Raw genomic sequence first — 23,043 nt, 5'->3', positions numbered from 1 at the left:
CCTCCAAACCGGACGCCACCACCACCCCTACCGCCACGCCCTGATCACCACCACCCACACCCACGCCATCACCCACCTCCGCCAACCCCTCACGACGACAGGCGCGGCGCCGGGCCGCAGGCCGGTGGTGTTCATGTTCCCGGGCGGTGGTGCCCAGTACGTGGGCATGGGCCGGGGGTTGTACGAGACCGAACCCGTCTACCGCGAGCACCTCGACGCCTGCGCCGAGGCCGCCCTGCCCCACCTCGGGCTGGACGTGCGGGAGCTGCTGCACGCCCTGGCGCAGGACGCGGAGGCGGCGCGGCAGCAGCTGACGCGGACGGCACCGGCGCTCGCCGCCCTGTTCTCGGTGGAGTACGCGCTGGCCCGGCTGTGGATGTCCTGGGGCATCACACCCGAGGCCATGATCGGCCACAGCCTCGGCGAATACGTTGCTGCCTGCCTCGCCGGCGTCTTCCCCCCCGCCGACGCCCTCGCCCTCGTCGTCACCCGAGGACGCCTCATCGAAGAACTCCCCGAAGGCGCCATGCTGGGCGTGCCGCTGGACGAGGACGAGGTGGTGCGGCGCCTCGGCGACCGGCTGGACCTGGCCGCGGTGAACGGGCCGGGGCAGTGCGTGGTGTCGGGCCCGGCCGCCGAGGTCGACCGGTTCGCCGCCGAGCTGGCCGCGGACGGGGTGGACACCGGGCGCCGGCTGCGGATCCGGGCGGCGGGGCACTCCCGGATGCTCGACCCGGTGCTGGAGCGGTTCGCGGTGGTGGTCCGCGGCATCCGGCTGAACGCCCCGTCGATTCCCTACCCGTCAAACGTGACCGGCACCTGGGTGACGGACGCGGAGGCCACCGACCCCGCGTACTGGGTGGCGCACCTGCGGCGCACCGTCCGCTTCGGTGACGGGCTGCGCTGCCTGCTGGACAAGGGCGGCGACCCGGTGCTGCTGGAGGTGGGCCCCGGTCGCGGGCTGAGCGCGCTGGCCTCGCTGCACACGGGGGCCGCGGGCGGATCGCCGTACACCCGGACCTCGCTGCGGCACCCGCAGGACGAGGTCGGTGACGTGGAGCACCTGGCGGGGGCGCTGGCCGACCTGTGGTGCCGGGGTGTGGACGTCGACTGGGACGCCTTCGGCGCGCCGGAGGGACGCCGCCGGGTACCGCTGCCGGGCTACCCGTTCGAGGGGCGCAGCTACCGGATCGGCGTCCCGGCGGCCCCGCCGGCGGCCCCGCAGCCCGTGGGCGGCCCGGAGCCGGCGGCGACGCCGGCGCTGGAGGCGAACCTGTCCGAGGCGGTGCACCGGCGCCCGGAGCTGGCCACTCCCTACGTCGCCCCGCGCGACGAGCTGGAGGAGATGGTCACCGGCGTCTGGCAGCGGCTGCTCGGCTACGACCGGGTCGGCGTGGACGACAACTTCTACAGCCTGGGCGGGCACTCGCTGGCCGCCACCCGGGTGGTGTCCGAACTGCGCGGCGCCTTCGACGTGCAGTTGCCGCTGGAGCGCATCCTGCAGGCGGTCACGCCGGCCGAGCAGGCGACGGTGGTGCATTCCCTGCTGCTGGAGAAGCTGGAGACGATGACCGACGAGGAGGCCGCGGGCCTGCTCGACGAGGGGCGGCGGCGATGACGGAGCAGCCACGACTCAGCCCGGCCCGGCAGGAGTTGCTGCGCCGGTGGAAGAGCGGTGCGGCCGCGGGCGCCGCCGCCCGCCCCGGGACCGCCCGCCCCGAGGCCGTGCGGGCCGCCGGGGCTGGGCCGGTGCCGCTGACGTTCCAGCAGCTGCGGCTGTGGTTCCTGGACCGGCTGGTGCCGGGCAGCCCGGCGTACAACATCCCGGTGGCGCTGCGGCTGACGGGGCCGCTGGACGTGGCCGCGCTGCGCACGGCGCTGACCGGGCTGGTGGAACGGCACGACGTGCTGCGCACCACGGTGGCTCAGGTGGAGGACGGCGAGCCGGTGCAGGTGACCGGTCCGGCGCGCCCGGTCGCGCTGCCGGTGGAGGCGGTGGCCGGTGAGGAGGAGCTGCGGGCGCTGGTCGACGCGGAGGCGCGGGCCCCGTTCGACCTGGCGGCGGGCCCGCTGTACCGGTTCCGGCTGCTGCGCCTGGACGCCGCGGACCACGTGCTGCTGCTGACCTGGAGCCATCTGGTCGCCGACGGCTGGTCGGCGGCGGTGTTCTCACGGGAGCTGAGCGCGCTGTACCGGGGCGCGGCCGAGGGCCGCCCGGTGCGGTTGCCGCCGTTGCCGCTGCGCTACGCCGATTACGCGGTGCGCCAGCGCGAGACCATGCGCGGGGAGCGCCTGGAGCGGCTGCTGGCGCACTGGAAGCGCGTCCTGGCGGGTGCGCCGGCCGTGCTGGACCTGCCGACGGACCGGCCGCGTCCGGCCATCCAGAGCTTCCGGGGCGACGCGGTCCACTTCGCGCTGCCGGCGGATCTGACGGCGCGGCTGAAGGAGCTGGCGGGCGCCACCGACACGACGCTGTTCATGGTGGTGCTGGCCGCGTTCAAGACGCTGCTGCACCGGTACGGGTCGGGCAGCGACCTGGTGGTGGGCACGCCGATCGCCAACCGGGGCGACACCGAGCTGGAGGGCGTCTTCGGTTTCTTCGCGAACACGCTGGCGCTGCGCACGAGCCTGGCGGGCGACCCGTCCTTCCGTGAGCTGCTCGGCCGGGTGCGCTCGGTGACGCTGGAGGCGTACGCCGCGCAGGACCTGCCGTTCGAGAAGCTGGTGGACGAGCTGGGCCTGGACCACCGTTCCACCAGCCACAACCCGGTGTTCCAGGTGATGTACGCGCACAACAACACCCCGGCGCCGACGACCGAGCTGGCACCGGGGCTGAGCGCGGCGTCGCTGCACGGCAACACGGGCGCCGCCAAGTTCGACCTGTGGCTGTCGACGGCCGAGGTGCCGGACGGGATGCGGGGCGTGCTGGAGTACGCGACCGACCTGTTCGACCGGGCCAGTGCCGAGCGGCTGATCGGGCATCTGCACACCCGGCTGGAGGGCGTCACGCAGGCACCGGACACGCCGCTGTCGCGGCTGCCGCTGCTGGCGGCGGCGGAGCGCGAGCAGCTGGTGCACGGCTGGAACGCCACCGACACCGCCCACGACGGCACCCGGCTGCTACACCGGCTGGTGGAGGAGCAGGTGGCGCGCACCCCGGAGGCGGTGGCGGTCGTGCACGCGGGCCGCAGCCTGACCTACCGGGAGCTGAACGCCTGGGCCAACCGGATCGCGCACCGGCTGGCCCGGCACGGGGTGGGTCCGGAGTCGGTGGTGGCCGTCGCGGCGGAGCGCTCGCCGGAGCTGGTCACGGCGCTGCTCGGGGTGGTCAAGGCGGGCGGCGCCTATCTGCCGCTGGACCCGTCCTACCCGCGCGAGCGGCTCGCGCACATGCTGCGGGACTCGGGGGCCGGGGTGCTGCTGGTGCAGGAGGCGGTGCGCGGCGTGCTGCCGCCGTTCGACGGCACGGCGCTCGCGCTGGACGGCGCCGACGGGGAGCCGGAGCACGATCCGGACGTCGCGGTGCGGCCGGACGGGGCGGCGTACGTCATCTACACGTCTGGTTCGACGGGTCTGCCCAAGGGCGTGGTGAACACGCACGAGGGCATCGTGAACCGGCTGCGCTGGATGCAGGACGCCTACGGACTGACCGCACGCGACCGGGTGCTGCAGAAGACGCCGTACAGCTTCGACGTGTCGGTGTGGGAGTTCTTCTGGCCGCTGGCGCAGGGTGCCCGGCTGGTGTCCGCGGTGCCCGACGGCCACCGCGACACCCGGTACCTGGCCGAGACGATCGCCGCCGAGGGCATCACGGTCGTGCACTTCGTGCCGTCCATGCTGCGGCTGTTCCTCGCCGAGCGGGACGTGCCGCGGCCGGCGGCACTGCGGCTGGTGGTGTGCAGCGGCGAGGCGCTGCCGTACGAGTTGCAGCAGGAGTGCGCGGCGCGGCTGCCCGGGGTGCGGCTGGAGAACCTGTACGGGCCGACCGAGGCCGCCGTCGACGTCACCCGCTGGAGCTGCCGTCCCGGCGATCCGCGGGAGCTGGTGCCGATCGGGTCGCCCGTCGCCAACACCCGCGTCCATCTGCTGGACGCGGCGCTGGAGCCGGTGCCGGTGGGGGTGCCGGGCGAGCTGTACATCGGCGGGGTACAGGTGGCCCGCGGCTATCTGGCGCGGCCGGCGCTGACCGCCGAGCGGTTCGTGCCCGACCCGTTCGCGGCCGAGCCCGGCGGGCGGCTGTACCGGACGGGGGACCTGGCGCGGCGGCTGCCGGACGGCTCGATCGAGTTCCTCGGCCGCGTGGACCACCAGATCAAGCTGCGCGGTCTGCGGATCGAGCCGGGCGAGATCGAGGAGGCGCTGCGCGCTCACGCCGGGGTGCGCGACACCGCGGTCGTCGCCCGCCGCCCGGCCGGCGCGGACACCGCCCCCGACCCGGCGTCCGGGGACGCGGGCGCCGACGTCGACGACCGGCAGCTGGTCGCCTACGTCGTCCTCGACCGCGACGGCGCGCGGCAGGCGGCCGACTCCCCGGACGGCGAGCCGGCGGACGGCCAGGTCGGCGAGTGGGCGGGGGTGTTCGACACCGCGTACGCGCGCCGGGAGGCGGACTCCGAGGGGTCCGGCGAGGTCCCCGACGCCTCTTTCGACCTGGCCGGCTGGGACAGCAGCTACACCGGTGAGCCGCTGCCCGCCGAGGAGATGCGCGCCTGGGTGGACGGCACCGTGGAGCGCATCCTGGCGCTGCGGCCGCGCCGCGTGCTGGAGCTGGGCTGCGGCACCGGACTGCTGCTGTTCCGGGTGGCCCCGCACTGCGAGAGCTACGTCGGCGCCGACATCTCGCGCACCGGCCTGGAGGGCATCCGGCGGGCACTGCGCACGGCCCCGCTGCCGCAGGTGTCCCTGGTGCACGCGCCCGCCGACCACCCGGACCTGGTGGCGCCCGGCACGGTCGACACCGTGGTGATCAACTCCGTGGCCCAGTACTTCCCCGACCCGGAGTACCTGACGGCGGTCCTGCGCCGGGCCGTGGCAGCCACCGCCCCCGGCGGACGCGTCTTCCTCGGCGACCTGCGGGACCTGGGGCTGCTGGAGGCCTTCCACGCCTCGGTGGAGGTCGCGCGCGCCGACGCCGGCACCCCTGCCCGGACGGTGCGGGCCAGGGTGGCGCAGCGGGTGCGCGAGGAACAGGAACTCGCCGTCGACCCGGCGTTCCTGACCGCGCTGCGGCGCGAGATCCCGCGGATCGGCCGGGTGGAGATCCAGCTGAAGGGCGGCGGCTACGACAACGAGCTGAGCCGTTTCCGCTACGACGCCGTCCTGCACCTGGACGTCGCCGACGCCGGCCCCGGCGCCGAGTGGCGGGAGTGGGAGGAGCTGGACGCCGACGGCGCGCCGGACGCCGTACGGGCGCTGCTGGCCGAGCGGGGCGGGCGGATGCTCGGGGTGCTGGGGGCGCCCAACGGGCGTACCGCCCCGCACGTGGCCACCGCCGCGCTGCTGGAGCGGTCGGCCGCTGGGCAGACCGTGGCCGATGTCCGGGCCGCGGTGGCCGGGGACGGCGGCCCGGACCCGGAGGCGTACCGGGCTCTGGCCGCCGAGTTCGGCCTGACGGCGGAGATCCGCCGCTCGGCGCGGCACGGCGCCGACCGCTGCGACGTGCTGTTCCGGCCCGCCGACGCGGCCGGGAGCGCCGCTTTCCCCGGCGCGGAGGAGACCGACGGCGCGACGCCGCTGACCAACCGTCCGCTGGACCAGCGGCTGGCCCGGGAGCTGACCCCGGTGTGGCGGGCCTGGCTGAAGGAGCGGCTGCCGGACTACATGGTGCCCGCGTTCTTCGTGCCGCTGCCCGCGCTGCCGCTCACCCCGAGCGGCAAGTGCGACCGCTCGGCGCTGCCCGAGCCGCCGCCGGTGCCGCAGCCGGCCGCGCGGGACGACGCCGCGCCCGGCACACCCGAGGAGGAGCTGCTGGCGAAGGTGTGGTGCGAGGTGCTGGGCCTGGACCGGGTCGGCGTGCGCACCAACTACTTCGAGCTGGGCGGCGACTCCATCCGGGGCGTGCGGGTGGTCTCCCGCGCGAACCGGGAAGGGCTCGCGCTGACCCTGCGGGACCTGTTCCAGTACCCGACGATCACCGAACTCGCCGCGGTCGCCGCCCGGCAGGCCGCCTCCGCCGAGCCCTCCGGCGCCGCAGCCGCAGTTGCGCAGAGCGGTCCGGCGGGTGACCCCGCCCTGGCCGGCCTCGGCGCGGCCGATCTGCGGCGCCGCGCCGAGTTGCTCGGCGATGCGCGGTACGCGGACGCCTACCCGCTCTCCCCGTTCCAGGCGCACATGCTCGCCCGCTGGGCGGCCGATCCACGGCCGGAGCAGTACCTGGTGCAGCGCGTGGAGGTGATGCGCGGTCCGCTGGACACCACGGCGTTCGCCGCGGCCTGGCGGCACCTGGCCGAGCGGTTCCCGATCCTGCGGACGTCCTTCGTCCAGGCCGGGTTCGACGAGCCGTTGCAGGTGGTGCACCGCCGGGCGCCGCTGCCCGTGCGCACCGAGGACTGGACCGGCCTGACCCCGGCCGCCCGCGACGAGGCGTTGCGCGCCTACCTGGAGCGGGACAAGAAGGAAGGGCTGCCGCCGGACGCCCCGCACGCGATGCGGCTGCTGACGGCACGCGTCGCCGACGACGCCCACATCGTCGTGCTGTCCTTCAGCTATCTGCGGGTCGACGGGTGGAGCCTGGCGCTGTTCACCGAGGCGCTGCTCGCGGACTACGCCGAGCGCACCGGCGCGAGGCCGCCCGCCGTCGACGAGGGCCCCGCCTACCGGGAGTTCATCGCCTGGGTCCGCCGGCACGGCACCCGGCCGGACGCGCGGGAGTACTGGTCCGCCGCGCTGGCCGGGCTGCCGGCGGCGGACCTGCCGCGGACCGTGCCGGGCAACCGGCCCGGCACGGAGCACGGCTTCGCCCGGCAGGACGTACGGCTGCCCGCGTCGGTGACCGACGACCTGCTGGCCGCCGCGCGCGAACTGCGCCGCACCCCGAACCTGTTCTTCCAGGCGGCGTGGGCGGTGCTGCTGGGGGCGTACGCCCACCGCGAGGAGGCGGTGTTCGGGGTGTTCGTCAACGGACGGCCCTCCGCCGTGCCCGGCATCGAGGCGATGCGCGGGCCGACGATGAACCTGCTGCCGCTGCGGGTGCGCGGGCTGGCCGGGGCCGCGGACGGGCCCGGCACGCTGGCCGGGCTGGTCGAGGCGCTGTCCCGGCAGGGCCTGGAGCTGGACGACCACGCGCAGACACCGCCGTACCTGGTTGCGCGGTGGGCCGGGCGCGCCCCCTTCGAGCCGCTGTTCGACAGCTATCTGGTCTTCCAGAACCTGGACCCGGAGTCGTTCCTGTCGACGGCACCGGTGCCGGCGTTCTTCTCCCGCATGGGCCACCCGCTGCGGGTGGACGTCTTCCCCGGCCGCCGCACCGGGATCGCCCTGTCCTACCACCGCGACGTGTTCCAGGACGCCGCCGTCGAGCGGATCCTGGCGGACTTCGCCACGGTGCTGGCCGCGGCGGCGGCCCGGCCCGGCATCACCCTGAGCGAGCTGGCCCGGCTGGTCCACGACGGCGGCCCCGGCCCGGCCACGGCGCCGCGGCTCATCGTCGAGGGGGCGCTGAGCACCGGCCAGATCGACGAGTCCCCCGTCCTGGGAGCCGACGAGTGACACCACGAGACACCTCCCCCACGGCCACCGGCCCCGAGGCGCCCGCCGCCGCATCCGTCACCGAGGTGCGGGAGGCGATCACCGCCGCTGTCTCCTCCCGCACCGGCGGGCGCGCGGAACGGGTGGACGTCCGGGCCCGGTTCAGCGAACTGGGACTGGACTCGCTGGCCACCACCTCCCTGGTCCGGGAGATCGGCGCCGCCTTCGGCCGGGAGTTGCCGGCCACCGCCGCCTGGGAGCACCCGACCCCCGAGGCGCTGGCCCGGTACGTGGCCGGCGGACCCGGGAGCGCCGGGGACGCACCGGCCGGGACCGGCACGCCGGTCGCGGAGCCCGTCGCCGTGGTCGGCATGGCCTGCCGCTTCCCCGGCGCCCCCGACCTGGACGCCTACTGGCGGCTGCTGCTGGACGGCGTGGACGCGGTCACCGAAGTGCCCGCCGACCGGTGGGACGCCGCCGCCCTGTACCACCCCGACCCGCAGGAGCCCGGCCGGGCCTCGACCCGGTGGGGCGGCTTCCTGACCGGCGTGGACCGCTTCGACCCGGAGTTCTTCGGCATCTCGCCGCGCGAGGCGGCGCTGATGGACCCGCAGCAGCGGATCATGCTGGAGCTGGCGTGGACGGCGCTGGAGGACGCCGGGTGCGACCCGGCGACGCTGCGGGACAGCCGTACCGGTGTGTTCACGGCCGCGCTGTGGAACGACTACGCGCGGCTGACCGGCCGCCGTACGCGGGTGATCGACCGGCACACCGCGACCGGCGAGGACCTCAGCGTCATCGCCGCGCGCGTCTCCTACACGCTCGGCCTGCGCGGCCCGAGCGTCGGCGTCACCACCGCCTGTTCGGGCGCGCTGACGGCGGTGCACCTGGCCTGCCAGAGCCTGCGCGACGGCGACAGCGACACCGCGCTCGCCGGCGGCGTCAACCTGCTGCTGGCGCCGGAGAGCACGGTGGCGATGACGAAGTTCGGCGCGATGTCCCCGCGCGGCCGCTGCCAGGCGTTCGCCGCCGGCGCGGACGGCTACGTGCGCGCCGAGGGCGGCGGCCTGGTCGTGCTCAAGCCGCTGTCGAAGGCGCGGGCGGACGGCGACCGGATCTACTGCGTGATCCGCGGCAGCGCCCTCAACAACGACGGCTACAGCAACGGCCTGACCGCGCCCAGCCCGCAGGCACAGCAGGACATGCTGCGCCGGGCCTGCGCCCGGGCCGGGGTGGCACCCCGCGACGTGAGTTACGTCGAGGCGCACGGCACCGGCACCGCCCTCGGCGACCCGATCGAGGCGGGCGCCCTGGGGCAGGTGCTGGGCGCCGGACGCCCGAAGGACAACCCGCTGCTCATCGGGTCGGTCAAGACCAACCTCGGCCACCTGGAGTCGGCCGCGGGCGTGGCGGGCCTGATCAAGACCGCTCTCGCCCTGCACCACGGCACGCTCCCGGCGAGCCTGCACTTCACCGAGCCGAGCCCGCACATCGACTTCGCCGCGCTGGGCCTGGCCGTGGTCGACCGGGCCCGTCCCTGGCCCGCACGCGCGGACGGCGGTCCGGCCCTGGCGGGGGTCAGTTCCTTCGGCTTCGGCGGCACCAACTGCCATGTCGTCCTGGAGGGCGTGGCCCCGCCGCCCCGGCTGCTGACGCTGTCGGCGCCCGACACCGCCGCCCTGCGCGCGCTCGCCGGCGACCTGGCCGACGCCGCCGCCGGCGCCGCGCCCGGCACCTCCACCGCGGAGCTGGTGGCGGTGGCGCACCAACGCGCCGTCGTGGGCCCGGCGCGCGCCGCGGCCGTGGTGCGCACGGTGGACGACCTGGTGGCCGCCCTGCGGGAGACCGCCGCCGGGCAGGGGGCCGAGCCCTGCCCGGACCGGCCCGGGCGGCTGGCGTTCGTCTTCTCCGGCCAGGGCTCGCAGTGGGCCGGCATGGGCCGGGACCTGCTGCGGGAGGAGCCCGTCTTCCGCGCCGCCGTCGATGCCTGCGACCGTGTCTTCGCCGACCTGGCGGGCTGGTCGGTGCGGGAGGCGCTGTGGGCCGCCGACGAGGAGCGGCTGCGGCGCACCGAGGTGCTCCAGCCGCTGGTGTTCACCGTGCAGGCCGCACTGGTGGCGCTGTGGGAGTCCTGGGGCGTGCGCCCGGACGTGGTGCTCGGGCACAGTCTCGGGGAGGCCGCCGCCGCGTACGCGGCGGGCGCGCTCGGGCTGCGGGACGCGGCGCTGGTCGTGCACCACCGCAGCCGGCTGATGGCCCGGCTGGACGGGGCGGGCGCCGTGGCCGTGGTGGAACTCGACGCCGGGCGGGCCGCCGAGGCTGCCGCCCGCCACGGCGGCTCACGCGTGGAGGTCGCCGGCGTCAACAGCCCGGCGGCGACCGTCCTCGCCGGCGACCCGGACGCGGTCGAGGCCTGCCTCGCCGGCCTCGCCGCCCAGGGCGTGGCCGCGCACCGGGTCGCCATGGGCGTGGCCTCGCACACCGCGCACTGCGAGACGCTGCTGCCGGAGCTGGGCGAGGCACTGGCCGGGATCCGGCCGCTGCCCCCGCGCGTCCGCCTGCTGTCCACGGTGACGGCGGCGCCCCTGACCGACGGCCCGGACGCCGGCTACTGGCGGCGCAACCTGCGCGAGCCGGTCCGCTTCGCCGACGCCGTCGGACGCGTCCTGGACGACGGGCCCGCCATGTTCCTGGAGGTCGGCCCGCATCCGGTGCTCGGCCGGGCGATCGCCGAGACGGCCGCCGCGCGCGGCCTGGACGCCGCCCGGGCCCCGGTGTGCGCCTCGCTGCGCCGCGGGCAGGACGCCCGTGCCGCGCTGCTCCAGACTGCGGCCCGGCTGCACCGCGCCGGGTTCGACGTCGCCGTCCCCGGGAGCGGCCGGCCGGGCCCGGCGGCGGACGCGCCGCGCCTGCTGACGCTGGCCGCGCACACCCCGCAGGCGGCCCGCGCCCAGGCCGGGGCGGTGGCCGACCTGCTGGCGGCCGCGCCGCACACCGCCGCCGCCGCCGGCGCCGAGGACACCGTGGCGGCCGTGACGGCGGCCGCGGCACGGCTGCGCGGCGGCGGACGGCACCGGGTCGCCGCCGTCTTCCGGGACCGCGACGAGGCCGTCGCCCTGCTGCGCAAGGCCGCCGCGGACGAGGAGGACCCGTCGCTGCGGGTGGCGTCCGTGCCGCGTCGGCCGCGCGGGCTGGCGTTCGTCTTCAGCGGGCAGGGCACCGCCTGGGCGGGCATGGGCGAGGGCCTGGCCCGCCGGGAGCCGGTCTTCCGGGCCGCCCTGGAGCGCTACGACGCGCTCCTGCGGGACCTGGCCGGCTGGTCGCTGCTCGACGTGCTGCGCGCCGAGGAGACGCACTCCCGGCTGCGGTCGACCGCGGTCGTGCAGCCGGCGCAGTGCGCGGTGCAGCTGGCGCTGGTGGACCTGTGGGACCACTGGGGGGTCCGCCCGGACGCGGTCGCCGGGCACAGCGCCGGGGAGATCGCCGCCGCCTGCGTGGCGGGCGCGCTCTCGCCCGAGGACGCGCTGCGCGTGGCGGTCGAGCGGGGCCGGGTCATGGAACGGGCGGCCGGGCGGGGCGGGATGCTCGCGCTCGCGCTGCCGGAGCCGGAGACGCGGGCCGTGCTGGACCGGGTCCTCGGCGACTGGGCGGACCGGGTGGACGTGGCCGCCGTGAACGCCCCGTCGGCGTGCGTGGTCGCCGGGGACACGGCCACCCTTCGGGAGCTGTCGGCCGCCCCGGCGCTGCGGGGGGTGCGGGCACGTTTCCTCGACGTCGACTACGCCTTCCACAGCCCGCAGATGGCCCCCTTCGCCACCGAACTCACCGAGCGGCTCGCCGGGTTGCGGCCCACCGGCACCCGGCTGCCGTTCGTCTCCACCGCCACCGGGGGCGAGAGCGACGGCACCGGCCTGGACGGCGCGCACTGGGGGCGCACCGTGCGCCGCACGGTGCGGTTCCGGGACGCGGTGACGGCGCTCGCCGACCTCGGCTGCGACGACTTCCTGGAGATCGGCCCGCACCCCGCGCTGGTGCCCGCCGTGGCGCAGTGCCTGGCGGACCGCCCCGACCCGCACCGCACCGTCGTGGCGTCCCTGCGCCGCGGCGACGACACCCGCACGCCGCTGGTGTCCCGGGGCGCCCTGTGGGCGGTGGGGCATCCGGCGCGGCGGAAGGCCGCTCCGCTGTCCGCGGTCCGGTCGGTGCGGCTGCCCGCCTACCCGTGGCAGCGGGAGCGGCACTGGGTCGAGGAGGCTCCGCTGGAGACGGGTGCGGGGGCGCGGGCCGCGTTCCCGGAGCGGCTGGAGACGCTCGCCGCCCGGCTCGGTGCGCGCAGGGACCTCAGCGAGAGCGAACGGGCCGCGCTGCCCCGGCTGGTGCGGCTGCTCGCCGAGGAGGAGGCGGCGGTCGCCGCCGGTGGTGGTGACCTCGGGGGTCCGGTGGACGACGCAGCGGCGCGGGCTGCCCGTCACACGATCCGCTGGGAAGCCCTCCCCGCCCGGCCCGCCCCGGACGGCGCCGGCCTTGCGGGCCACTGGCTGCTGGTCGGCCGGGGCCCGCTGAGCGAGGCCCTGGCGGACCGGCTGCGCCGGGGCGGCGGCACGGTGACGGCCGTGGCGCCGCGGGCCGAGGACATCGACACCGCGCTGGACCGCCGGCCGGGCCCGCTGCGCGGTGCCGTCCACCTGCACACGGCCGAGCCGGGCCACGGCGCCGACGACGTCACCGCCGTCACCGCTTCCGTGCTGGCGCTGGTGCGCCGCCTGGCGGGCCGCTCCCCCGCCGCCACGGGCCGGTTGTGGTGCGTGACCCGCTGGGCCCGGCCCGACGCGGGCACCGCGGGCGAGGCCACGCCGTCCGCCGTGGCGGGGGCCGCGCTGTGGGGTTTCGGGGCGACGGTCGCGCAGGAGCACCCGGCGCTGTGGGGCGGCCTGGCCGACCTGGACGACACCGGCCCCGCCGACGCGGCGGAGTGGCTGGCGGCGGAACTCGGCTCGGCCGACGGCCCGGACGCGGGCGAGGACCGACTCGCGCTGCGCGCCGGCACCCGCCTCGCGCCGCGCCTCGCCCCGCTGCCGGCCGGCTCCCCGCCGGTCACCTCCCCACCCGTCACTTCGCAGCCGGCCGGCCCCGGCCGCGCCGCCGGCGCGCACCCGGTGCTCGACCCGGACGCCGCCTACCTCGTCACCGGCGGTACCGGCGGGATCGGCCTGCTGGTGGCGCGCCGGCTGGTCGAGCGCGGGGCGCGCCGGCTGTTCCTGGCCGCCCGTCGTGCCCCGACCGCGCCGGCCCGGCAGGTGCTGGACGACCTGGCGGCGGCCGGCGCCCGGGTCGAGGTGGTCCGCGCCGACGTGGCGCGGCGGGAGGACGTGGCACGGCTGCTGGAAAGGATCACCGCCGGGGGCGCGCCGCTGCGCGGCGTCGTGCACGCGGCCGGGGTCCTCGACGACGGCATCCTGCTGCACCAGACCCCGCAGCGGCTGCGCGGGGTGCTGGCGCCCAAGGCGGGCGGCGCGCTGCTGCTGGACGAGCTGACGGCCGGCCGGCCGCTCGACTTCTTCGTGCTGTTCTCCTCCTTCACCGCCGCGCTCGGCTCGGCGGGCCAGGGCGCGTACACCGCCGCCAACGCGGTGCTGGACCACCTCGCCGCGCACCGCAGGGCGCGCGGGCTGCCGGCCGTCAGCATCGGCTGGGGCCCGTGGCGGGAGGTGGGCATGACGTCCGGCCCGGCCGCCGGCCGCCAGAGGTGGGCGGAGCGCGGCCTGACCCCGCTCGACCCGCGGCTGTGCCTGGAGGTCTTCGACCGGGCGCTGACCGGTGCGGCCGGGCCGTACGAGCTGGTCCTGGACGCCGACTGGGCCCGGTACGCGGCACGGCTGCCGGATGGCGCGGCCCCCGCCCTGCTGCGGGCGGTCCTGGCCGCGCGGGGCGCCGCACCGGCGCGCGCGGCGGCGGCCCGGCCGGACCTCGCGGGGCGGCTGGCCGGCGCCCACCCCGAGGAGCGCGGGGCCCTGCTCGGCGACCACGTCGCGCAGCGGGTGGCCGAGGCGCTGGGTGTCGCGGACGCGCGGCGGGTGGACCGGGAGGCCGGGCTGTTCGACCTCGGACTGGACTCGATGACCGCGGTCGGGCTGGCCCGGCGGCTGAGCCGGGACCTCGGCGCGGCGGTGGAGCTGCCGGCGACCACGGTCTTCGAGCATCCCAGCGTCGCCGCGCTCACCGCCCATCTCGCCGGCCTGCTGCCCGGACCGGACGACGCGGGCACCGAGCCGGACGGAACCGATCCGGAGCGGGCCGGCGCGGACCGCGAGCCGGGCGGCACGGACCCGGACGGCGCGGACCCTGAGCTGGAGGCGCTGCTGGCGGAGATCGAGGGCCTGTCCGAGGAGGAGACGGCCCGCCGTCTGGCCGAACTGGCGGAGCACGACGACCCGTTCACGGGCACCACGGGGAAAGAGGAACGATGAAGGACCTGTCGGAGCGGCTGGCCGGGCTGTCACCGGACAAGCGCGCCCTGCTGGAACGGGTACGCGCCCGGTCCGGCGGCTCCCCGGACGCCGCCGCGCCCGCCGCGCCCCGCGCAAGCGGCGCGCAGCCCCCGTCGGAGCCGGGGCAGCCGGCCGCCGAACCGATCGCCGTGATCGGCATGGGCTGTCGCTTCCCCGGCGGGGCGGACAGCCCGGAGGCGTACTGGCGGCTGCTGCGCGAGGGCGTCGACGCCACCGTGCCGGTGCCGCCGGACCGGTGGGACGCCGCACGTCTGCACGACCCCGACCCGGAGCGCCCGGGGCGGATCTACGCCCGGCGCGGCGGCTTCCTCACCGAGCCGGTGGACCGTTTCGACGCCGCGTTCTTCGGCATCTCCCCGCGGGAGGCGGAGAGCCTGGATCCGCAGCAGCGGCTGCTGCTGGAGGTGTCCTGGGAGGCGCTGGAGCACGCCGGGCAGGCGCCGGGCACCCTGGCCGGGTCGCGGACCGGGGTGTTCGTCGGCATCGGCATCGACGACTACAAGTCGCTGCAGACCGCCGACGAGGAGGCCATCGACGCCTACACCGGCACCGGCAACCTGTTCTGCGCGGCGGCGGGCCGCATCTCGCACACCCTGGGGCTGACCGGCCCCAGCATGGCGGTGGACACCGGCTGCTCGTCGTCGCTGGTGGCCGTGCACCTGGCGGTGCGCAGCCTGCGGCTCGGCGAGAGCGACATGGCGCTGGCGTGCGGGGTGCACCTGATGCTGACGCCCGAGATCACCCTGTTCCTGTCGCGGGCACGGGCGCTGTCGCCGCAGGGCCGCTGCCGCACCTTCGACGCGGACGCCGACGGCTACGCCCGCGGCGAGGGCTGCGGTGCCGTCGTGCTCAAGCGGCTGTCGGACGCCGTCGCGGCGGGCGACGAGGTGCTGGCCGTGATCCGCGGTTCGGCCGTCAACCACGACGGGCCCAGCGCCGGCCTGACCGTGCCCAACGGCGCCTCCCAGCAGGCGCTGCTGCGCGCCGCGCTGGCCGACGCCGGCACCGAGCCCGCCGAGGTGGGCTACCTGGAGGCGCACGGCACCGGCACCCCGCTCGGCGACCCCATCGAGGTGCGGGCGTTCGGCGCGGTGCTGGCGACCGGCCGGCCGGCCGGTGAGCCGCTGGTCGCCGGGTCGGTGAAGACGAACATCGGGCATCTGGAGGCGGCGGCGGGGATCGCCTCGCTGATCAAGGTGGTGCTGGCGCTGCGGCACGGCGAGATCCCCGCCCATCTGCACTTCCAGCGGCCCAGCCCGCACATCCCGTGGGCGCAGCTGGCGGTGCGGGTGCCGGTGTCGCGCACGCCGTGGCCCCGGGGCGAGCGCTCCCGGGTGGCGGGCATCAGCTCCTTCGGCATCGGCGGCACCAACGCGCACGTCGTGGTCGCCGAGGCGCCGCCCGCGCAGCGGCCCGAGGAGACCGGTGCCGACCGGCGTCCCCGGCTGCTGCCGCTGTCGGCGCGGGACCCGCAGGCGCTGCGCGCGCTCGCCGCCCGCTACGCCGACCGGCTCGCCCAAGACGGCCTGCCGTGGGCCGGTGTGACGCACACCGCCGCGCGCGGCCGGGGCCACTTCGCCCACCGGCTCGCCGTGGTGGCGTCCGACGGCGCCGAGGCGGCGCAGCTGCTGTCGGCCTGGGCCGCGCACCAGGACCCGGCCCGGGTCGCCGCCGGGCGGGCCGAGGGCGGCGCGGGACCGCGGGTGGCGTTCCTGTTCACCGGGCAGGGTTCGCAGTACGTCGGCATGGGGCGCGGACTGTACAGGGACCAGCCGGTCTTCCGGGACGCCGTGGACCGGTGCGCCGAGTGGCTCGGGCCGGTGCTGGCGCGCCCGCTGACCGATGTGATGTTCGGCACCGGCGACGCGGGGGACGCGGCGCTGCTCCAGGACACGGCGTACGCCCAGCCGGCGGTGTTCGCCGTGCAGTACGGCCTTTTGGAGCTGTGGCGTTCCTGGGGGGTGCGGCCGGCCGCGGTGCTCGGGCACAGCCTGGGCGAGTACGCGGCGGCCTGCGCGGCGGGGGTGCTCCCGGCGCGTACCGCCGCGCTGCTGGTCGCCGAGCGCGGCCGGCTGATGTCGGCGCTGCCCGGTGACGGGGCGATGGCGGCGGTGTTCGCGGACGCCGCGTCCGTGCACGCCGCGGTGGCTGGCCTCGCCGGGCCGGGCCCGCTGTGCGTGGCCGCGTACAACGGCCCCCGGGAGACGGTGGTGTCGGGGACGGCCGAGGCCGTAGACGCGCTGCTGGCGCGGCTGGCCGCCGACGGGGTGCGGACCCGGCGGCTGGAGGTGTCGCACGCCTTCCACTCGCCGCTGATGGACCCGGCGGTGGAGGCGTTCGCGCCGCGCCTGGCCGACGCCGAGCTGCGGCCTGCGCGGCTGCCGTTCTACTCGCCGGTGACCGGTGGCCGCCTGGATGCGGCGGCCCCGGCCGAGGCGGGGCACTGGCTGCGCAATCTGCGCGAGCCGGTGCATTTCGACCAGGCGGTGCGGGCCCTGGCGCAGGACGGCTGCGACGTCTTCGTGGAGGTGGGCCCGCAGCCGGTGCTCACCGGGCTGGCCCGCCGCGGCGGACTCGCCGCCGACGAGGACCGCTGGCTGGCGTCGATGGCGCGCTCGGGCGAGGAGACGACCCGGATGCTGCAGGTGCTGGGCCGGCTCTACGCGCGAGGCGCGGAGGTCGCCTGGGAGGCGCTGGAGGAACGGCGGGCACGGCCGCGCAAGGTGGTGCTGCCGACGTATCCGTTCCAGCGGCGGCGGCACTGGCGGGACACCCGTGGCACCCGGCGTGCCGCCCCGGGCGGCCGGGCCGTGCAGTCCGGCACGCACCTGGGGGCGCGGCTGGTCTCGCCCGCCGTGCGGGACACCGTCTTCCACCGCCGCTACGACACCTCCTCCCCCGCGCATCTGCCGGACCACCTGCTGTACGGGACGGTCGTGGTGCCCGGCGCCTCCCATCTGGCGCTGCTGCTGGACGCGGCGCGGGCGGAGTACGGCCCGGGTGCCTACCGGGCCCACGAGGTGCTGTTCCCGCGGGCGCTGGCGCTGGCGGAGGGGCAGGCCCGCGAGGTGCAGATCGTGCTCGCGGCACCCGGTGCGGACGCGGACGGCCGTTCCTTCCAGGTGGTGTCGGCGCCCGCCGACGAGGAGCGGCCGGTGTGGACGAGCCACGCCACCGGCGTCCTGGAAAGCGCGGCGGGAGCGGACGCGGACGCCGCCGCCTGGGAGCCGCCGGCCGCCGTGCGCGCCCGGTGCGAGCAGCTCACCTCGGGCGAGGAACTGCACGCCAGAATGGACCAGGCCGGGTACGGGCTGGGCCCGTCGTTCCGCTGGATCCGCCGGATCCACCACCGCGCCGGGGAGGCGCTGGCCGAGCTGTCCCGGCCCGAGGCCGCCGGGTCGGGTCAGTGCCTGCACCCCGGTCTGCTGGACACCTGCTTCCAGGCCTCCATGGTGCTGGTGCCCGAGGACCGGCTCGGCGGGGACGGCCTGCACGTGCCCGTCCGGGTAGACCGACTGGTGTGCCACGGCGCACTGGAGGGCGAGGGCCCGCTCTGGCTGCACCTGCGCCGGCAGCCGGTGCGGGAGGACGGGGACGACGGGGACGACCTGGTCGTCGACCTGACGCTGGCCGACGAGCGGGAGCGGCCGGTGCTCGAGATGACCGGCGTCCGGCTGCGCCGGGTGGAGCGGGCCGCGCTGACCGGGAGCGGCGGTGAAGCGGTGCTGCGGACCGTGCGCTGGCGGGAGGCGCCAGCGCTGCCGGCCGCGGCGGCCACCGCGCCCGCGGCGGGCCGCTGGCTGGTGGTCGGCGAGGACGCCGCGGCGGGCGCGGACCTGGCCGGGGCGCTGCGGGAGGCAGGCGCCGCCGTCCGCGCGCTCGCGGACGGCGTGGACCTGGGCCGCCCCGAGGAGGTCGCCCGCGCGGTGGCGGACGCGGCGGACGGCCCGCTGGACGGCGTGGTCGGGCTGTGGACCGGCGCCGGGGGCGGGACCCCGCCGGCGGCGGGGGCGCTGCATCTGGTGCAGGCCGTGGCCCAGGCGGCGGGCGCGCCGCGGCTGTGGCTGGTCACGCGCGGCGCCCAGTGCACGGACCCCGCGCAGGGCGCCGACGCGGAACTGGCCGCCGTGTGGGGCCTGGGCCGGGTGGCCGCCGCCGAACTGCCCGTCGCCGTGTCGTTGGTCGACCTGGATCCCGCGGGCGGGTCCGGGCCGGCCGAACTGCGGCTGCTGGCGGCCGAGCTGACGGCCGGTGACCGGGCGCCCCGGGCGGTCGCGCACCGCGCGGGCCGCCGCCTGGTGGCGCGGGCCGAGGACCTGCCGCCGACCGGGGCGCGGCCGCCGCGGCTGCGCGCGAACGCCCTGTACCTGGTCACCGGCGGCACCGGCGGTGTCGGACTGCACGTCGCCCGGCAGCTCGCCGAGCGCGGCGCGCGCCACCTGGCGCTGCTGGCACGCGGCCCGCTGGGCGCGCGGGCCGAGGCCGAGGTGGCGGCGCTGCGCGCGGCCGGGGTCACCGTCCGGCTGCCGCGCGCCGACGTCGGCGACCTGGACGCCCTGCGCGCGGCGCTGGCCGCGCTGCGCGCCGACGGGCCGCCGCTGCGGGGCGTGGTGCACGCCGCCGGAGTGCTCGACGACGGCATCCTGCTGCGGCAGGACGCGGGCCGGCTGCGCGAGGTGGCCGCGCCGAAGACGGACGGGGCCCGGCTGCTGCGCGCCGCGCTGGCCGGCGCGGACCTCGACTTCCTGCTGCTGTTCTCCTCCGCGGCGGCCACTCACGGCACCCTCGGCCAGGGCGGTTACGCCGCCGCCAACGCCGCGCTGGACGCGCTCGCGCACGCCTGGCGCCGCGAGGGGTTGCCGGTGACCTCCGTCGCCTGGGGCGCGTGGGCCGGCACCGGCATGACGGCCCACCTGAACCGGCAGGACCTGGACCGGCTGGCCGAGCAGGGCGTGGGCGCCCTGGCTCCGGGGGAGGCCGCGGACCTGCTGGACCGGGTGCTGGCCGAGCCGGTGCCGGCGCACGTGCTGGCGCTGCGCACCGCGCCCGCGGCGGCGCGGCCCGCCGTGAACCGGGGCAGCTGGCATCCGCGCCCGGAGAGCCTGGGCGCGTACGCGGCTCCGGCGAGCGGCGACGAGAAGGCGCTGGCCGAGCTGTGGGAGGAGGCGTTCCGGATCCGTCCTGTCGGGGTCGAGGACGACTTCTTCGCCCTGGGCGGCGACTCGATGCTGGCGCTGACCATCACCACGCGCGCCCGCCGCCGCGGGCTGACGGTGAAGGAATCGGACTTCTTCCGCAGCCCGACCGTCCGGGGCCTGCTGAGCGCCGGACGGGACGGCGCCGAGGCCGTTCCCGCTGCCGACCGGGACCCGCGGGGCGGGCCGGACGCGGCGACCCCGGCGCTGAGCGAGGAGAGCCGGGCGCTGCTGCGGGGCCGGCTGAGCGGCGGCCCGCGAACGCAACGCGCCCGGCCCGTCTCCCCCCTGCTCGCGGCCCGGCTGCGCGCCGCCGCCGGCGGTGGCGAGCGATCCCGTACGACCACGACGTCCGAGTCCGGAGAGGCACAGTCATGACACTCGAGTCCACGGAAGGCGTCTACCGCCTCTCCTTCATGCAGCAGGGACTGCTGTACCACAGCCTGGTCGACCCGGAGGCGGCCTTCTACGTCGACCAGGTCGTCTACACCCTCGACGGTCCCTTCGACGAGGAGCGCTTCACGCGGGCGTGGTGGCGGGCGACGCAGCGCCACGAGACGCTGCGCACGTCCTTCCACTGGGAGGGCATCGAGGAGCTGGTGCAGGTGGTGCACCGGGAGGCCGAGCTGCCCGTGGAGCACCACGACTGGCGGGGGCGCCCCGGTGGGCACGAGCGCGAGCTGGAGGAGTTCCTCGCCGCGGACCGGCGCCGCGGTTTCGACCTGGAGCGGCCGCCGCTGTTCCGGCTGAGCCTGGTCCGGCACGCCGACGACCGCCGCACCTTCGCCTTCCGCTACCACCATCTGCTGCTGGACGCCTGGTCGGCGCTGATGGTCCTCGACGAGGTGTTCACCGACTACGCGGCGGACGGCGCCGTGTCCCGTCCGGACGCGCCGCCCTACCGGGCGTACGTGGCCTGGCTGCACCAGCAGGACCTGGGCCGCGCGGAGGCGTACTGGCGGCAGGCGCTGCGCGGTTTCGTCGAGCCGACGCCGCTGCCCGGCGCCGCGCGCGCGGCGGCCGGGCAACAGCCTCCGGCCGGCGAGGACACGCGGGAGAACCCGGAGGAGGTGCTGACGCTGTCGCGGCAGACCACCGAGGCCCTCACCGCGCTGGCCCGGCGCCACCACCTCACCCTGAACTCGGTGCTGCAGACGGCCTGGGCGGTGCTGCTGGCCCGGCACAGCGGCCGCGACGACGTGGTGTTCGGCACGACCGTGTCGAACCGGCCGCCGCAGCTGCCCGGCGTGGAGCACACCGCGGGCCTGTTCATCAACACGTTGCCGGTGCGGGTGCGGGTGGCGTCCGGGGAGTCGTTCGCGGCGTGCTGCGCCCGGCTCCAGCGGGAGGAGGGCGAGCGGCGGGCCCACGACCACAGCCCGCTGATGCACGTGCAGTCCTGGAGCGAACTGCCCTCGGGCACCGCGCTGTTCGACACGATCATGACGTATCTGAACGTGCCGGGCATCGAGACGCTGGGCGGCCGCGACGGCGCGCTGCGGGTGCGCGGCGGCACCTACCGGTACCGCACGAACTACCCGCTGTCGGTGATGGTGGTGCCCGGTGCCGAGCTGTCGGTCCGGCTCGGCTATGACCGCGACCGCTACGGTGCCGCCGCGGTGCGCCGTCTGCTGGGCGGCCTGCGCGCGGTCCTGGAGGCCGTCGCCGTCGACCCCGACCGCGCGGTGCGCGACCTGCCGCTGCTCGACGCCGAGGAGGAGGAGCTGGTGCGCCGGTGGGCCCAAGCCGGCGGCGAGGCGCCGGTGGCCGACGACGGCGGCGTACGGGCGCACGACCTGCTCGCCGAGGCGGCGCGCTCCCGGCCGGAGGCGACGGCGCTGGTGCACGGCGGTACGACGCTGACCTACGGGGAGCTGCTGCGGCGGGCCGACCAGCTGGCCCGCTATCTGCGCACGTTCGGTGTGGGACCGGACGTCCCGGTGGGGGTGTGCCTGGAGCGGGGCGTGGACCTGCCGGTGGCGTTCCTCGCGGTGTTGCGGGCCGGGGGTGCCTATCTGCCGCTGGACCCGGCCTATCCGCAGCAGCGGCTGGCGCACATGCTGCGCGACGCGGCGCCGCCGGTGGTGATCACGCACCGCGCGCTGCGCGACCGGTTGCCGCGCGAGGGCCGGCGCACGGTCCTGCTGGACGCGCACGCGCGGGCCATCGGCCGGGAGAGCACCGACCCGCTCACCGACGTTCCCGTGCGCGCCGACCACCTGGCGTACGTCATCTACACCTCGGGTTCCACGGGGACGCCCAAGGGCACCCTGCTCACCCACCGCGGCCTGGTGAAGCTGATCGCCGCGCAGCGGGAGACGTTCGGGCTGAGCGGTGCGGACCGGGTGCTGCAGTGGGCGTCCGCCGGCTTCGACGCCTCCGTCTTCGAGATGGTGATGGCGCTGGCCGCGGGCGCCGAACTCCACCTGGCCGGACGGGACGAGGTGCTGCCCGGCCCGGGCCTGGCGCGGTTGCTGGCCGACTCCCGGATCACCGCGCTGACCATCCCGCCGTCCGCGCTGGCCGCGCTGCCCGAGACCGCGCTGCCGGATCTGCGGCTGCTTGTCTCGGCCGGGGAGGCGCTGCCCGAGGCGCTGGTCGCCCGCTGGGCCGAGGGGCGGCGCATGGTGAACGCCTACGGCCCCACCGAGACCACGGTCTGGGCAACGTGGCACGAGGCGCGCCCCGGTGCGGGCGCCCCGCCGATCGGCGCTCCCGTGCCCGGCTTCCGCGCCTATGTGCTGGACGCGGCGCTGCGCCCGGTTCCGGTCGGCGCGGTCGGGGAACTGCATCTGGCGGGCCCCGGTGTCGCCCGCGGCTATCTGGGCCTGCCGGCCCGTACCGCCGCCGCGTTCCTGCCCGACCCGTACGGGCCGCCCGGCGCCCGGATGTACCGCACCGGCGACCTGGCGCGCCGGCGGGAGGACGGCACCCTGGTCTTCGCCGGACGCGCCGACGACCAGGTGAAGCTGCGCGGCTTCCGCATCGAGCCGGGCGAGATCGAGGCGGCGCTCGCCGCGCACCCCTCGGTCGCCGAGTGCGCGGTGGTGGTGCGGGGCGCGACCGGCCGGGACGCGGACAGCGCCGACGCGCGGCTGCTGGCCTACGCGGTGCTGCGCCCGGACGCGGCCGCGCAGGGGGCCGCGGCGGGCACGGAGCTGCGCACCCATCTGGAGAAGCTGCTGCCCGAGCACATGGTGCCCGCAGCCGTCGTCGTGCTGCAGCGGATGCCGCTGACCGTCAACGGCAAGCTGGACCGGGCCGCCCTGCCCTCGCCGGAGGAGGCCGCCGGGGACGACGGCAGGATCCGCCCGCGTACCGAGACCGAGGAGTTCGTCGCCGGCATCTGGTGCGAGGTGCTGGGCGTGACGGACCCGTCGGTGGTGGACGACTTCTTCGCCGTGGGCGGCAACTCCATCAAGGCCACGCAGCTGGGGTCCCGGATCAGCCGGGCCGCCGGGGTGGACGTTCCGCTGCGGGAGGTGCTGCGGGCCCGCACGATCGAGAAGTGCGCGCTGCTGGTGGAGGAGGCGCTGGCCCGGCAGCTGGAGGGCCTGTCCGAGGACGAGATCCGCGCCCTGGCCGAGGAGCAGCGGTGACGGCGGCCGGCCCCCGGCCGCTCACGCACACCCGGGAACGATCCCACGCACACG

At 77.3% G+C, this 23,043-nt stretch carries 5 protein-coding genes; all 5 read left to right on the top strand.

From position 1 onward, the window contains the following. The coding region (locus ABZ340_RS33700; RefSeq protein ID WP_358785687.1) for an acyltransferase domain-containing protein at positions 1-1,618 on the top strand (1,618 nt) is incomplete at its 5' end. After that, positions 1,615-7,707, top strand: coding sequence for an amino acid adenylation domain-containing protein (locus tag ABZ340_RS33695; protein WP_358785686.1), 6,093 nt, complete (start codon positions 1,615-1,617; stop codon positions 7,705-7,707). The genes ABZ340_RS33700 and ABZ340_RS33695, both read left to right, overlap by 4 nt. Further along, positions 7,704-14,153 (top strand): type I polyketide synthase, encoded by a 6,450-nt coding sequence (locus ABZ340_RS33690; protein ID WP_358785685.1) that lies wholly within the window; start codon positions 7,704-7,706, stop codon positions 14,151-14,153. Before ABZ340_RS33695 ends, ABZ340_RS33690 begins: the two co-directional genes overlap by 4 nt. Beyond that, positions 14,150-19,768 carry an SDR family NAD(P)-dependent oxidoreductase gene (locus ABZ340_RS33685; protein WP_358785684.1) on the top strand — a complete coding sequence of 1,873 codons (5,619 nt, stop codon included), beginning with the start codon at positions 14,150-14,152 and terminating at the stop codon, positions 19,766-19,768. The genes ABZ340_RS33690 and ABZ340_RS33685 overlap by 4 nt, the downstream gene beginning before the upstream one ends. After that, positions 19,765-22,989, top strand: a complete 3,225-nt coding sequence (locus tag ABZ340_RS33680; RefSeq protein ID WP_358785683.1) for an amino acid adenylation domain-containing protein — start codon at positions 19,765-19,767, stop codon at positions 22,987-22,989. Before ABZ340_RS33685 ends, ABZ340_RS33680 begins: the two co-directional genes overlap by 4 nt. Positions 22,990-23,043 lie beyond the last annotated feature (54 nt).

The sequence above is a fragment of the Streptomyces sp. NPDC006134 genome (genome assembly GCF_040628835.1).
Taxonomy (GTDB): domain Bacteria; phylum Actinomycetota; class Actinomycetes; order Streptomycetales; family Streptomycetaceae; genus Streptomyces.
The sequence above is the reverse complement of the archived record's forward strand: the minus strand, read 5'-3'. Positions and strand labels throughout refer to the sequence as shown.